Raw genomic sequence first — 14516 nt, forward strand, 5'->3', positions numbered from 1 at the left:
AAACTATCACTAGCCAGTACAGTAAGAAAAAAAATAGTCCGAGAAGCCACGCCCCTCGGACTATTGATTTAATCATATTAGGACTAAAAACCCAATTGCCTTAAGTCAGAATACCGAAAGGCCTTCGCTAATACATATAGCTTAGCGGGTTTTAATCACTAATTGATTTGTTTGCTTCACCTCTTCCATAACGACATAAGTGCGCGTGTCATTAACTCCAGGAAGTCTTAAAAGCGTATCACCAAGAAGTTTTCGGTATGCACTCATATCCGAAACTCGAGTCTTTAGCAGGTAGTCAAAATCACCTGAAACTAAATGACATTCCTGAATATCGTCAAGCTTCTGCACTGCTACATTAAACTGTTCAAACACATCTGGTGCACCACGATTTAACGTAATTTCAACAAAAACCAATAGTGACGCATCGAGAAACTGCGGATTGAGCAAGGCTGTGTAGCCCGTTATGTACCCTTGACGCTCCAAACGGCGAACACGTTCTAAACATGGCGTTGGCGAAAGGCCAACTCGTTTAGACAGTTCAACGTTTGAAATACGACCATCCTTTTGCAATTCATTTAGAATGTTGCGATCGATGCGGTCAAGATCCTTAGACGGCTTCTTATTGTTGTCTGCCATTTTTTATTCCACCTTATTACTTCCTTGCAAAAAAATATACTACAACTTTTTAATATTCAGTATCAAATTTTATTCAATCGTATCTATACTAGATATTAATTCGATAGAATTACCCTACACATAGTGAATACAACCATTATAGTTAATACAACCAATATAAAATGAGGAGTCAGGATGATCATTGGCGTACCTAAGGAAATCAAAAACCATGAGTACCGAGTTGGAATGATCCCAGCTAGCGTTCGCGAACTAATATCTCAAGGTCACCAGGTTTTTGTCGAAACCAATGCCGGTTCAGGTATCGGTTTTTCCGACGATGATTACATCTCTGTAGGCGCATCCATTCTTCCTACCGCTGCTGACGTTTTTTCGCAAGCAGATATGATCGTAAAAGTTAAAGAACCTCAAGCTGTTGAGCGCGCAATGCTCCGTGAAGGGCAAATATTATTCACCTATTTGCACCTAGCACCAGATTTTCCACAAACCGAAGAGTTAATCAAGAGCAAAGCTGTCTGTATAGCCTATGAGACTGTAACAGATAATATGGGTCGCTTACCACTACTTGCACCAATGTCTGAGGTGGCAGGTCGCATGTCTATCCAAGCTGGCGCACAAACTTTAGAAAAGTCTCACGGGGGCCGTGGTCTTCTTCTTGGTGGCGTTCCTGGCGTTGAGCCTGCAAAAATCGTGGTTGTCGGCGGAGGTGTAGTCGGTGCTAATGCTGCTCGTATGGCTGTAGGTCTTCGTGCTGATGTGACTATTTTAGATCGTAATCTTGATACACTACGTCGCTTAGATGAAGAGTTCCAAGGCCGAGCAAAAGTAGTTTACTCAACTGAAGATGCAATCGAAAAACACGTATTAGATGCAGACCTTGTTATCGGCGCAGTACTTATTCCAGGTGCTGCAGCACCTAAATTAGTAACTAAAGAACACATTGCTAAAATGAAACCTGGAGCGGCTGTGGTTGACGTAGCGATCGACCAAGGCGGCTGTTTTGAAACTTCTCACGCGACAACGCATGCAGATCCAACTTATATTATTGATGACGTAGTCCACTACTGTGTTGCCAATATGCCTGGAGCTGTTGCACGTACTTCAACATTCGCGCTAAACAATGCCACCCTGCCTTATATTGTTAAGCTCGCGAACAAGGGCTATCGTGAGGCTCTTCTTGAAGATAAGGGGTTCTTAGAAGGACTGAACGTTATTCATGGTAAAGTAACTTGTAAAGAAGTCGCTGAAAGCTTTAAACTTGAGTACATTGAGCCTGCCAGTGCCATTGAGATGTTCAACTAGTCTTAGGCAACACATAACAAAAAAGCGCTCACTTCGGTGCGCGCTTTTTTAATCGGCGAAATGTCCAATTCTGAAGCCTAAAACCATCGCTCTAACGAGCTTTTGTCAAGCTGGCGAAATGCACGGTTGAGGATTTGTGCTAATTCTTTGTATCTTGGCCTGTTTTTCATTGGCTCCAAAGCAAAACCACTTTCAGCGATCTTTTGGTGTATTTCTCTATACCAGCCAGCCAATGCTGGTGGAAGTTGCGTATTCGCACGACTACCAAGCCACCACATTCCCTGAATTGGAAGGCTTATCGCAAACAAGGCGATAATGACAGCCTGAGGCATAGATTGATAGTTATTGAACGCCATCTGCGTCAACACACTTATCGCCGCGATAGCGGGCATGACTTTTACCCCATATTTGGTGGCTTTAATAATGCGCTGTTCAGGGAACATAAAATTGAGTTCCTTGCGTATAGGCCAAGCATCCATATACTTTTGTCCATCCCGGAGGTTATGCACTAAACTGACTTTGTTACTCATAGGGCTCTCTCACTACACTAACCTACCCACAATAGCCAAAAAAAATTTTAATAATTAAAATTAATCCGCAATAAATTGACAAAAATTAATATTATTTCAAATTTTTTTGTTATTATTGGCCATTATCGTTATCCTTTACAGGCCTACTCTCTCATTGTTGCTGTTATTTACCATTTAAGCAACTATCGAGACCCTTCTGCAGTGGATGCGCGAGCAGTGAACGATTTCACTACTGTCATTAAATATGGAAATTGACTTTTTACTCAAGATTAGTACGCAGCTTATCGAGCGTCGTCTATTCTTTTGATTGATTTTTATTCTAACTGATTATTACAGGTAGCCACTCATGTCTAAGCTGGTTTTAGTTTTAAACTGCGGTAGTTCTTCCCTTAAGTTTGCTATTGTCGATGCCAAAAACGGTAACGAGCACTTAACAGGTCTCGCTGAATGTCTTCATCTTCCAGAAGCTCGTATAAAATGGAAACTTGATGGTAAGCATGAAGCTCAACTAGGTGAAGGCGCAGCGCACGATGAAGCTCTTTCATTCATCGTTGAAACTATCCTTACTTCCAAGCCAGAACTTGCCCAGCAGCTCAAAGCTATTGGTCATCGAGTTGTACATGGTGGAGAAAAATTCACCCAATCTGCACTGATTAACAATGATGTTTTACAGGGAATTGAAGACTGTGCAACACTTGCACCACTTCATAATCCAGCAGCTATAATAGGTATTAAAGCTGCTCAAAAAGCTTTCCCTAATCTACCAATGGCTGCTGTTTTTGATACCGCTTACCATCAATCAATGCCTGAAGAGGCTTATTTATATGCTCTTCCATATGACTTATACAAAACACACGGTATTCGCCGTTACGGCATGCATGGTACCTCTCATCTTTTCATTGCTCGTGAAGCCGCGAGTCGTTTAGACAAACCAGAAACTGAACTAAACATAATTAACTGTCACCTTGGCAATGGTGCTTCAGTGTGTGCAATAAAGAATGGAAAATCAGTCGATACTTCTATGGGCCTAACTCCTCTTGAAGGCTTAGTCATGGGAACACGTTGTGGTGATATCGATCCAGCAATCATTTTCCATCTACATGATACACTTGGTTACTCAGTAGATAAAATCAACACCATGTTAACCAAAGAGTCTGGGCTAGCTGGACTGACCGAAGTAACATCAGATTGTCGTTTTGTTGAAGACAACTATGGCACCAAAGAAGAAGCGACACGTGCTATGGATGTATTTTGTCACCGCTTAGCAAAATATGTAGCAGGTTATACGGCTACACTTGAAGGCCGATTAGATGCAATCATATTCACAGGTGGCATTGGCGAGAACTCTGGCCCGATCCGTGAAATGGTTTTGAACCGACTAGGCGTATTTGGTATCGAAGTAGACTCACAAGCTAACCTTAAAGCTCGTTTCGGTGGCGAAGGAACTATCACTACTAACAGCAGTAGAATCCCAGCGATGGTTATTTCCACCAACGAGGAGCTAGTAATCGCTGAAGATACAGCACGCTTAGCGAGTCTTTAAATAACTTCATCGGCTGACTTTTAAGTCAGCCGATGTTCTTTTTAGGGGCTTAACTCCTATTCAATCAAGAGGAATAAGAGTTAAGCTTTGATATAAATAGCAAAAGGTATTCTACGAATGTCTCGTACTATTATGCTTATCCCTGCTAGCGCAGGAGTCGGCCTTACCAGCGTCAGCATGGGTGTTCTACGTGCTATGGAACGTAAGGGCGTTAAAGTTTCTTTTTATAAACCCATTTGTCAACCTCGTTCAGGTGGCGACCAACCCGATCTGACTTCCACCATAGTTGCTCACAATAGCGACATGAAAATTGGACAGTCATTGGCCATGTCAGTTACAGAGCATATGATTGGCAACGACAACATGGATGAGCTACTCGAAACTATTGTCGAGCGCTACAATCAAATCAATAAAGATGCAGATGTTACTTTAATTGAAGGGTTAGTCCCAACACGAAAACATCCATTTGCTAACCAAGTCAATGCAGAGATTGCTGCTACACTTGGTGCAGAAATTGTTCTCGTTGCAACGCCAGGTACAGATAACCCTGCACAGCTAAAAGAACGCATTGAAGTTGCGTGCTCAAACTTTGGTGGTACTAAGAACAAGAACATCTCAGGCGTTATTATTAATAAGCTTAATGCTCCTGTGGATGATGCTGGACGCACACGTCCAGACCTTTCTGAAATTTTCGATGATGCAGACAGCGCGCAGCAAAATGAAATGAAGGTGATGGAAATTTTTAACACTTCACCTATTCGTGTACTTGGCTGTGTTCCATGGAGTATTGACCTGATTGCTACCCGTGCAATTGATATGGCAAAACACATGAAAGCTGACATCATCAACCAGGGTGATATCAACACCCGTCGAATCAAAAGCATCACCTTCTGCGCTCGCTCTTTGCCTAATATGATTGAGCACTTTAAACCTGGCTCTTTATTGGTTACCTCTGCAGATCGCCCAGACGTTATTGTTGCGGCTGCACTTGCCGCAATGAATGGGGTCGATATTGGTGCGGTATTACTAACTGGCGGCTATGATATCCCTGACTCAATTACTGGTCTTTGCAAACCTGCGTTTGACTCGGGTCTACCAATTTTTAAAGCACAGGGTAATACTTGGCAAACCTCGCTAAACCTGCAGAGCTTTAGTATCGAAGTTCCAGCCGACGATAAAGAGCGTATCGAGTTTATCAATGAGCACGTTGCTGGTCATATTGATGGTAACTGGATCGAATCTATGACAGAAGGGACGAAAAAGTCCCGCCGATTGAGCCCTCCAGCTTTCCGTTATCAATTAACTGAGTTTGCTCGTAAAGCCGCTAAACGTATTGTGCTTCCTGAAGGCGATGAACCACGAACAGTTAAAGCAGCCGCTATTTGTGCTGAGCGTGGAATTGCAGAATGTGTACTTCTGGGTAATCCAAAAGAAATCAAACGGGTTGCAGAACAGCAAGGTGTTGAGCTCAGTACTGGTGTGCAGATTATAGATGCAGAAGCCATCCGAGAAAACTATGTCGCCCGTTTGGTTGAGTTGCGAGGCACAAAAGGCATGACAGAAGTAGTAGCCCGAGAAAAGCTACAAGATTCTGTATTTTTAGGCACTATGATGCTTGAAAATGAAGAAGTTGATGGATTAGTCTCTGGTGCAGTTCACACGACAGCCAATACTATCGTTCCACCATTCCAAATCATCAAAACTGCACCAAACGCATCCATTGTATCGTCAGTGTTCTTTATGCTTCTACCAGATCAGGTGCTAGTGTATGGTGACTGTGCAATTAATCCAGATCCGACCGCGGAACAACTAGCAGAAATCGCTATTCAATCAGCTGACTCTGCCACTGCTTTTGGAATAGAGCCACGTGTAGCTATGATTTCATACTCTACTGGTGAATCAGGTAAAGGAGCGGATGTAGATAAAGTGCGTGAAGCTACCAAGTTAGCAAAAAAGAAACGCCCAGATCTGATCATCGACGGTCCTTTGCAATATGACGCTGCAATTATGGAAAACGTAGCAGCATCTAAAGCACCTAATTCACCTGTTGCAGGCAAAGCGACGGTATTTGTATTCCCAGACCTAAATACCGGCAACACAACTTACAAAGCCGTTCAACGTAGCGCAGACCTTGTTTCTATTGGGCCAATGCTACAAGGCATGCGTAAGCCAGTTAACGACCTGTCACGCGGTGCACTCGTCGATGACATTGTCTACACTATAGCGCTGACTGCAATACAAGCAGATCAAGAGCACAACTAAGCTGGTTATTTCTATGAAAAAGCAGTTGCTATCGCAACTGCTTTTTTTTTATTGCTACACTTTACCCAAAACAACTGTTTGGGGTTTAAAATGCGATCTAACTTACTCAGTTCACAAGCTTCTCTTGAACAGAATGTCCTTAAGATCACCAGCTTCTTCTTAGCAGCGATAGGAACTGGATTTACCATTACCAACTTCTTTTTGTGGGATTTGCCAAAATTTGGCCTTATAGATTCCATCTATTCACTGGCTTGCATCTATATTTTTTTATCCATTCAGTATGGCCGACATAGGCCTTGGCACTCCGTTCTTTTAATAGCAGGTCTCACTGCTATTCTCACATACAGTCTCGCCTTTGCAGGTGGCTACTCTGTTCTCGTGTTCTGGGCCTTATGCTTTCCAGCGCTTTACCATATATTCTTTAACCGCTTTGCCGCTTCTCTGGCAACCTTGGTTTTCTATATTACTGCCGTCTTCATTCTCGCTTCATACCCTCCCCTTGTTAACTCGACTGCCTATACTCTGTTTAACTTTACCATTCCCTACTTTCTCATTTGGGCAATCTCTTTTGTACATGAAGATGTTCAAACAAAGATAAGAACCGAACTAAGTAATGCTGCGTTATTAGATCCATTAACCGGTGCCAAAAATCGATTAGCGTTAGAAAATGATACCGCCAATAACCATGAATTTATTCGAGATCATTTTTTAATTCACTTCGATCTAGATCACTTTAAACAGGTCAACGACACTCATGGACACGCAGCTGGAGATGAAGTTCTTAAAGCTGTCTCTCACAGTATTACTCATTTTCTAGGCAAAGAATCTCTCTACAGAGTCGGTGGTGAAGAATTTTGTGTAATTTTCTCATCAGACAACATAGAGCAAGCGCTCGAAATGGCTAATGAAGTCAGATCTGGGTTGAGTAAAACGGCTATCCCAATTTCAGAAAATAGCTTATACGTAACTCTTAGCGGCGGTTTGAGCAAACTGATTGTCAAAGATGGCAGGGTTGCTATCGATGACACAATGAAAGAAACTGACATCGCTTTGTATCAAGCGAAAAATCAAGGTCGTAATCAAATCGTTGCCGTTTCTGATTAAATACCTTCCCTGCCGTGAGCAGAATCTAAACTAAGATCTGGCCCCTTGGGTACAGTTTGCACTGGATTAATGCCAGTATGACTATAATAGTAGTGACGCTTGATATGATAGAAGTCGACCGTATCAGCAATACCTTTTATTTGATAAAGTTCTTTCATATATCCATGAAGATTGGCGTAATCAGCGATTCTTTTTTTATTGCATTTAAAGTGACCTACATAGACAGCATCAAATCGGATCAAGGTAGTGAAAAGCCGCCAATCAGCTTCCGTCAAAACATCACCAATAAGATAACGCTTGGTCGCTAAGTGGCTATCAAGGCGGTCAAGTGCATTGAATAGGTTATCAAAAGCTTCTTCATAGGCCTCCTGAGTTGTGGCAAAACCACAACGGTAAACCCCATTATTAATACTGGAATATATATAAGTATTCCACTCCTCGATAGCTAACTGATGCTCTTTAGGATAGTAATCATCACGATTGTGCGTAATGTTGTTAAACTCAGTATTGAATATCCGAATGATGTCGGCTGACTCATTACTCACAATCGTTTGATGAGTTTTGTCCCACAATACAGGAACTGTAACTCTCCCTGTATAGTTATTTTGAGCCTGGGTATACATTTGATGTAATCGGGTGTGACCAAACAAAGGCTCAGGTATCGCCATTGTCCAACCTTGATCCATCATGTCAGGACTGACCACAGTAACCTCGATGTGTTTTTCGAGTTGTTTAAGTTTACGAAAGATCAAAGTTCGGTGTGCCCATGGGCAAGCAAGTGACACATATAAGTGATAACGTCCTGATTCTGGAATAAAGCTAGATTCAGGATGATTTTTGATCCAGTGGCGAAACCCCGCATCTTCTCGGACAAACTTCCCATTGCTTGACTTGGTATCATACCAAATGTCTTGCCATATACCTTCAACCAACTTACCCATAATTTCACCTTAAAAACGATAGTTGTTTCGAGTATAAAAAAAGCCAACTTAATCTGAAGAGGAAGAAGTTGGCTTTGTTGTTCGAATTATTTGAAGTTTCGCTTTGCTCTATGGCGCTAAGAGGCGTTACATACTGACATGTAAACAGGAAACCGCATGAACATCATTACCTTGGATAGTCGGTTTGGTACTCGCACATGCCTCATTGGCTTGCGGGCACCGAGTACGGAAAACACAACCTGAAGGAGGGTTCATTGGAGAAGGTAAATCACCTTCCAACATGACAATTTTTTTACTGCGTTCAAGCTTGGGGTCTGGGATTGGGACAGCAGACATCAATGCACGTGTATAGGGATGTTTAGGGTCGGAAAACAACGCTTTGGACTCCGCCAACTCAACCGCATTCCCTAAATACATGACCAACACACGATCAGAGATATGTTTCACCACCGACAAATCGTGTGCAATGAACACCAAAGAAAGTTTGAGTTCTTTTTGCAGTTCTTTTAAAAGATTAACAACCTGAGCCTGAATCGATACATCCAGAGCCGATACTGGTTCGTCACAGATGATCATTTTAGGTTTTAGGATCAGTGCTCTCGCAATCCCAATACGCTGGCATTGTCCCCCTGAGAATTCATGAGGGTAACGATTGATGACATTTGGGAGCAACCCTACTTTCGCCATCATGGCTTTGACGCGGTCCTTAATTTCTTCTGCATCCAGTTGTGGGTAAAATGTCTCCAATGGTTCAGCAATAATATCCCCCACTGTCATGCGCGGATTAAGCGACGCGAGCGGGTCTTGAAAGATCATCTGAATATCTTTACGTGTTTCTCGGCGCTGAACCTCTTGCATTTTGGTCAGGTCTTGTCCAAGCCACATAACATCGCCATCGCTCGCTTCTACCAGCCCAATAATAGCGCGTGCAAACGTCGATTTACCACAACCTGACTCGCCAACGACGCCCAGTGTTTCACCTTCATAAAGGCGAACATTGACGCCATCAACCGCTTTCAAATTAGACGGCTTACTCCAAGGCCAAACGGATTTTGACGCAATGCTAAAATGAACTTTAAGATCTTTTACATCCAATAATATCGGTTTATTTTCGCTCATTCTGCCCAAGCCTCCCATTTGGAAAAACACGCACGCTGACGGCCATCACCAAATGGCGTCAAAATAGGTGCATCTTGCTTACAACGATCCATTACTCGGTGACAACGCTCTTGATAAGGGCAGCCTTGAGGTAGACGAAGTAAGTTCGGCGGGTTACCTGGAATAGTCGGTAATATTTCACCTTCTGCATCTAATCGAGGGATTGCTTTTAACAGCCCCTCCGCGTAGGGGTGACTTGGGTTGTAGAATATTTCATCAACCGTACCATATTCCATCGTCCGACCCGCATACATAACCAAAACCTTGTCACACGAACCCGCAACGACGCCTAGGTCGTGAGTAATCATGATGATGGCAGTATTGAATTCATCTTTCAGCTCATTGAGCAGATCCATTATCTGTGCTTGAACTGTTACATCCAAAGCAGTTGTTGGCTCATCTGCGATCAACAGTTTAGGCCGACATAACAGAGCTATGGCGATCATCACTCGTTGCCGCATGCCCCCTGAAAATTCATGCGGGTACATCGTAATACGTTTGCGAGCTTCTGGAATTTTGACCGCTTCTAGCATGCGAACAGACTCTTCAAATGCCTCCGCTTTGCCCATTCCTTTATGCAGCATTAATACTTCCATCAACTGGTCACTTACCTTCATATAAGGGTTAAGTGACGTCATTGGATCTTGAAATATCATTGCGATCTGCTCAGCGCGCACTTTATTTAACGCATTTTCTGGCAAGTTAAGAATTTCGTTACCTTCAAACTTAGCACTACCTGTGATAATTCCGTTTTTTGCCAATAACCCCATAATAGCGAACACGGTTTGGGATTTTCCTGATCCGGATTCACCCACAATACCCAGAGTTTCCCCTTGATTGAGGGAAAAATTTAAATCATTAACTGCGGTGACGATACCATCTTGCGTGGTGAATTCGACGCGCAGATCTTTGACATCTAACAAGCTCATCATTGCTTCCTTAATCTTTTATAGATCTTATAATTTGGTGCTTTTCATTATCTGTCTTTAGGATCGAGCGCATCGCGCAGACCATCACCCACATAGTTAAAACAGAACAAAGTCACGACCATAAATGCCGCAGGAAATGACAGCTGCCAGATTGCGATTTCCATTGTTTGCGACCCTTCCTGCAAAAGGGCGCCCCAACTTGTCATCGGTTCCTGAACGCCAAGACCAAGGAATGAAAGGAAAGATTCAGTTAAAATCATGCTAGGGATCAGCAACGTTGAGTAAACCGCTACAATACCCAGTACATTGGGTACGATATGGCGTGTGATAATCCTCCATTTACTCACCCCACACACGTGAGCTGCCTCAATAAACTCTTTACTGCGCAGGCTCAGAGTCTGACCACGTACAATGCGCGCCATATCTAGCCAAGCAATCGCACCAATCGCCACGAAGATAAGAATGATATTGCGACCAAAGAAAGTGACCAAGACAATTACCAAAAACATAAATGGCACGGCATAAAGAATTTCAAGTATGCGCATCATTACTCTATCGGTTCGACCACCAATAAATCCAGAAGCGGCGCCATACAAAGTACCGATCAGCACGGCGACAAATGCCCCCATCACACCAACCATGAGTGAAATTCGACCACCAACTAAGGTTCTTACATAAAGGTCTCTTCCCAAACTATCAGTACCAAACCAATGCTCGGCACTAGGTCCCACATGCATGGCATACCAATCAGTGTCATCATAGGTGTAAGGGGCAATCATTGGTAAGAAAATCACCGCTAACATCATAATGAATAAGATGAGCAAACTGATCATCGCTGCTCTATTACGCATAAATCGAATGCGAGCGTCTTGCCATAGACTACGACCTTGAATTTCTAATTCTTCAGAGAATTTTTCTATCGCTTCTAGGTTTTCTTTTTTGGTTAACATACATCCAACTTCCTTGTTAGTAGCGAATTTTCGGGTCGATCATCGCCAGCAAAACATCTACCACCGCATTAAATAAAATAAACAGGAAACCAATCAAAATAGTGATCCCCATTACCAGCGAGTAGTCTCGGTTGAAAGCAGCATTGACAAATAGCTTACCTATACCCGGTAAACCAAATATGGTCTCGATGACGACTGACCCTGTAATGATGCCGACAAAAGCAGGCCCCATGTAGGATACAACAGGGAGAAGTGCTGGTTTGAGTGCATGTTTGATGACAATGTAGCGGTAACTTAACCCTTTTGCTCGTGCAGTACGAATAAAGTTACTGTTGAGGGTTTCAATCATCGAACCACGCGTAATACGAGCGAAGGTTGCAATGTAAAGAAATGACATACCAAGAACAGGAAGCACCATGTATTGCACTGCGCCGCCATTCCAACCTCCAGCAGGAAACCACCCTAGCCAAATAGAAAAGATATAAATAAGAACGGGAGAAAAGACAAAAGAAGGTAGCACAATACCAATCATAGAGGTCGACATGATAGTATAGTCAAGCCAAGTATTCTGCTTAAGCGCCGCTATTGTGCCAATGAATACTCCTACTATTACAGTAAAGATAAACGCGAAGGTCCCAACCTTAGCTGACACTGGTAGAGCATCTGACACAAGCTCATTCACGCTATAATCTTTGTATTTAAAAGATGGTCCAAAGTCACCTTGTAGGATATTACCTAAATAGGTGGTGTACTGTTCAAATACAGGCTTATCTAAACCATATTTCTCGTTAATATTTTGCATCACTTCTGGAGGAAGCGTTTTTTCAGAAGAGAAAGGGTTGCCAGGTGCAAAACGCATTAAAAAGAATGAAACGGTAATCAACACCAATAAGGTCGGAATTGCTTCAAGAATTCGAGAGAAAATTAACTTTAACATAATACAACTCACATCTAAAAACAGTGTGCCAATAACACAAACTATCAGCACACTGGGTTTTGGTAATCAGCTATTATTTTTTAATAATGTACAAGTCTTTTGAGTAGACATTATCCTGAGGGTTTTTCTCGGGATATCCTCCAATCTGAGCACTGACTAGACGTGATTTCACATATTCATAAATAGGTGCAATAGGCATATCTTGAGCCAATTGCGCTTCAGCGATAGCATAGAAATTATTCCGCTCTTGCTCTGTTTTTGCCAAATTTGCTGCATCATTCATGGCCTTATCATACACAGCACTTGAATATTTCTGATCGTTCGAGCCATTGTCTGTCATGGCTACTGTTAAGAAAGTTGACGCTTCGTTATAGTCGGCGCACCAACCCGCGCGGCGAACATCAAAATCTCCCTGTTTAGAACTTTCTAAATACGTTTTCCACTCTTGGTTTTCCAGTTTGACACTCACAAAACTTCCAAGCGACTTTTTCCACATCGACTGCACAGCAACTGCGATTTTCTTATGATTATCATCCGTATTGTAGAGCAAAGTAAAATCAAGCGGATGACCACTATTAAAACCAGCTGCGGTTAACAATTCTTTTGCTTTAGCTACACGCTCTTTTTGCGTCATTTTTGCGTATTCTGGTGCGTCAGGAGAGAACCCAGTAATTCCACTGTGAGTTAAGCCATAGGCCGGTAATTGACCTTGGCCTAAGATAGCTTTAGTCACAATATCCCTGTCGATGGAATAAGATAATGCTTTGCGTACACGTGCGTCGTCAAATGGTGGGCGTTTATTATTAAAGCCGTAGTAATAGGTACAAAGGTAAGGAGAAACCGCGACATTTTGCGGATATTCTTTAACAAGTCGACGAAACTGCTCATTTGGCAATTCGTCTGTCATATGTATTTCACCAGAGAGAAAGCGATTCATCTCTGCATTCTGGCTTTCAATAGGGAGATAGGTTACTTGCTCGATAACAGTACCACTATTATCCCAGTAGTTTTTATTGCGTTCTAAGACTATCTTTTCATTTACAACCCAGTCTTTAAGGGCGTAGGCGCCATTGGAAACATAATGCTCAGGCTTGGTCCAGCTATCACCGTATTTTTCAATCGTCGCTTTATGTACAGGGTACATAGTAGTATGCGCAAGCATTTTCACTAGGTGAGGCAACGGGACTTCAGTTTCTAGGACTAAAGTTTGAGCATCTATAGCTTTAACGCCCAGCTCATTTTTGTCTTTTTTACCTGAAATGACATCCTTGGCATTTTTCATTTTGGTATATTCAATATACCAAGCATAAGGTGAAGCGGTTGCAGGATCAGCAGCACGCTTAAAACTATATTCGAAATCATATGCAGTGACAGGATCGCCATTTGACCACTTGGCATCTTTACGAATTTTGAAGGTAAAGGTTTTGTTATCTTCGGTTGTCCAAGATTCAGCAGCGCCAGGAATAGTTTTACCCGTAGCATCTTGAATAACCAAGCCTTCCATCAAATCGCGCAACACATTTGATTCAGGCACACCTTCGGTTTTGTGGGGATCAAGTGACGCAACTTCTGCGCCATTACCGCGCACCAATTCTTGTTTTTTTTCTAATTTAGTACCAGATGGAACATCTGCGGCGAAAGTGTAGCCAGAAGTAGCAGCAACTGCAAAACTTGCCCCAAGAAGAAGAGCCTGAGTGATCTGATTCTTGTACATGTGTAAACTCCGATTTTTTCAATTTGCATCCATGACGTCTTCGTAAGCCTACTCATATTAAATAGTGATTTAGAATTATTTAGTGTAATAATTAAGCATAAAACACCAAAACCTTACGAAGATTGCAGCACACATTATCAATCCTCCACCCGATTTGCCATAAAAATGTAGCAAAAATCCGCTTAATTCTCCGATCCATGCAACATTTTGAAAAAAATATTACTCAGGATATAGATTCCCGCTCATTAAAGATTGTAATTATTTAGATCGATATCACAGCATCAACGTGTATTGTAAAGTGTCTACTAATCATCTTACCGATTCGTTTTTTAATATAATAATTAACAATAAAAAAAATAAGACAACAAATAGAATTCATATAGCTATAAAATTAACACTTTCAGCTAAATGAACAGCGCCAATATGCGCTTATCAAAAGATTGAACATCACTATTACTGATTAAAACACATTTTATGCATCTAAAGTGATACCACTTTTTAGCGCACATTCTT

The 14516-nt window shown here is 42.1% G+C and carries 12 protein-coding genes; 4 read left to right on the forward strand and 8 right to left on the reverse strand.

Annotation, left to right across the window (positions count from 1 at the left end):
* Positions 1 to 141: 141 nt before the first annotated feature.
* Positions 142 to 636 carry a leucine-responsive transcriptional regulator Lrp gene (lrp, locus tag OCV27_RS09635; protein WP_125321135.1) on the reverse strand — a complete coding sequence of 165 codons (495 nt, stop codon included), beginning with the start codon at positions 634 to 636 and terminating at the stop codon, positions 142 to 144.
* A 174-nt stretch (positions 637 to 810) separates the two neighbouring features.
* On the opposite strand from lrp, the gene ald reads away from it, so the two are divergent.
* Positions 811 to 1935 carry an alanine dehydrogenase gene (gene ald / locus OCV27_RS09640; RefSeq protein ID WP_125321133.1) on the forward strand — a complete coding sequence of 375 codons (1125 nt, stop codon included), beginning with the start codon at positions 811 to 813 and terminating at the stop codon, positions 1933 to 1935.
* 77 nt (positions 1936 to 2012) lie between these two features.
* On the opposite strand, the gene yfbV is transcribed toward ald, so the two are convergent.
* On the reverse strand, positions 2013 to 2465 hold the full coding sequence (yfbV, locus tag OCV27_RS09645; protein WP_125321132.1) for a terminus macrodomain insulation protein YfbV: 453 nt from the start codon (positions 2463 to 2465) through the stop codon (positions 2013 to 2015).
* A 346-nt stretch (positions 2466 to 2811) separates the two neighbouring features.
* Here yfbV and OCV27_RS09650 point away from each other — a divergent pair, with 346 nt between their 5' ends.
* From OCV27_RS09650 to OCV27_RS09660, 3 genes are all read left to right on the forward strand, one after another.
* A complete protein-coding gene (locus tag OCV27_RS09650) occupies positions 2812 to 4008 on the forward strand; it encodes an acetate kinase (protein ID WP_125321131.1) in 1197 nt (398 codons plus the stop codon).
* A 117-nt stretch (positions 4009 to 4125) separates the two neighbouring features.
* Positions 4126 to 6270, forward strand: a complete 2145-nt coding sequence (gene pta, locus OCV27_RS09655) for a phosphate acetyltransferase (protein WP_125321129.1) — start codon at positions 4126 to 4128, stop codon at positions 6268 to 6270.
* Positions 6271 to 6360: 90 nt separating this feature from the next.
* A complete protein-coding gene (locus tag OCV27_RS09660) occupies positions 6361 to 7374 on the forward strand; it encodes a GGDEF domain-containing protein (RefSeq protein WP_125321127.1) in 1014 nt (337 codons plus the stop codon).
* Here OCV27_RS09660 and OCV27_RS09665 read toward each other — a convergent pair.
* From OCV27_RS09665 to OCV27_RS09690, 6 genes are all read right to left on the reverse strand, one after another.
* On the reverse strand, positions 7371 to 8315 hold the full coding sequence (locus OCV27_RS09665) for a glutathione S-transferase family protein (RefSeq protein ID WP_125321125.1): 945 nt from the start codon (positions 8313 to 8315) through the stop codon (positions 7371 to 7373). The two genes, OCV27_RS09660 and OCV27_RS09665, sit on opposite strands and share 4 nt — an antisense overlap.
* 126 nt (positions 8316 to 8441) lie before the next feature.
* On the reverse strand, positions 8442 to 9452 hold the full coding sequence (gene oppF, locus OCV27_RS09670; RefSeq protein WP_125321169.1) for a murein tripeptide/oligopeptide ABC transporter ATP binding protein OppF: 1011 nt from the start codon (positions 9450 to 9452) through the stop codon (positions 8442 to 8444).
* Complete coding sequence (oppD, locus tag OCV27_RS09675; RefSeq protein WP_185759780.1) at positions 9431 to 10402, reverse strand: ABC transporter ATP-binding protein; 972 nt, start codon at positions 10400 to 10402, stop codon at positions 9431 to 9433. Before oppD ends, oppF begins: the two co-directional genes overlap by 22 nt.
* Positions 10403 to 10449: 47 nt before the next feature.
* Complete coding sequence (oppC, locus tag OCV27_RS09680; protein ID WP_125321122.1) at positions 10450 to 11352, reverse strand: oligopeptide ABC transporter permease OppC; 903 nt, start codon at positions 11350 to 11352, stop codon at positions 10450 to 10452.
* Positions 11353 to 11368: 16 nt separating this feature from the next.
* Positions 11369 to 12289: an oligopeptide ABC transporter permease OppB gene (gene oppB, locus OCV27_RS09685; RefSeq protein ID WP_125321120.1), complete on the reverse strand. Its 921-nt coding sequence runs from the start codon at positions 12287 to 12289 to the stop codon at positions 11369 to 11371.
* Between the two features lie 73 nt (positions 12290 to 12362).
* A complete protein-coding gene (locus OCV27_RS09690; RefSeq protein WP_125321118.1) occupies positions 12363 to 14003 on the reverse strand; it encodes an ABC transporter substrate-binding protein in 1641 nt (546 codons plus the stop codon).
* Between the last annotated feature and the right edge of the window lie 513 nt (positions 14004 to 14516).

Origin of the sequence: Vibrio pectenicida (assembly GCA_024347015.1) — a bacterium.
In the GTDB taxonomy this organism is placed as follows: Bacteria; Pseudomonadota; Gammaproteobacteria; order Enterobacterales; family Vibrionaceae; genus Vibrio; species Vibrio pectenicida.

What these genes read in the sequence shown, in the direction of transcription:
- oppF (WP_125321169.1), bottom strand. Translation starts at nt 9,452, where the DNA reads ATGGGAGGCTTGGGCAGAATGAGCGAAAATAAACCGATATTATTGGAT.
- OCV27_RS09665 (WP_125321125.1), bottom strand. Translation starts at nt 8,315, where the DNA reads ATGGGTAAGTTGGTTGAAGGTATATGGCAAGACATTTGGTATGATACC.
- oppD (WP_185759780.1), bottom strand. Translation starts at nt 10,402, where the DNA reads ATGAGCTTGTTAGATGTCAAAGATCTGCGCGTCGAATTCACCACGCAA.
- yfbV (WP_125321132.1), bottom strand. Translation starts at nt 2,465, where the DNA reads ATGAGTAACAAAGTCAGTTTAGTGCATAACCTCCGGGATGGACAAAAG.
- lrp (WP_125321135.1), bottom strand. Translation starts at nt 636, where the DNA reads ATGGCAGACAACAATAAGAAGCCGTCTAAGGATCTTGACCGCATCGAT.
- OCV27_RS09650 (WP_125321131.1), top strand. Translation starts at nt 2,812, where the DNA reads ATGTCTAAGCTGGTTTTAGTTTTAAACTGCGGTAGTTCTTCCCTTAAG.
- OCV27_RS09690 (WP_125321118.1), bottom strand. Translation starts at nt 14,003, where the DNA reads ATGTACAAGAATCAGATCACTCAGGCTCTTCTTCTTGGGGCAAGTTTT.
- pta (WP_125321129.1), top strand. Translation starts at nt 4,126, where the DNA reads ATGTCTCGTACTATTATGCTTATCCCTGCTAGCGCAGGAGTCGGCCTT.
- OCV27_RS09660 (WP_125321127.1), top strand. Translation starts at nt 6,361, where the DNA reads ATGCGATCTAACTTACTCAGTTCACAAGCTTCTCTTGAACAGAATGTC.
- oppB (WP_125321120.1), bottom strand. Translation starts at nt 12,289, where the DNA reads ATGTTAAAGTTAATTTTCTCTCGAATTCTTGAAGCAATTCCGACCTTA.
- oppC (WP_125321122.1), bottom strand. Translation starts at nt 11,352, where the DNA reads ATGTTAACCAAAAAAGAAAACCTAGAAGCGATAGAAAAATTCTCTGAA.
- ald (WP_125321133.1), top strand. Translation starts at nt 811, where the DNA reads ATGATCATTGGCGTACCTAAGGAAATCAAAAACCATGAGTACCGAGTT.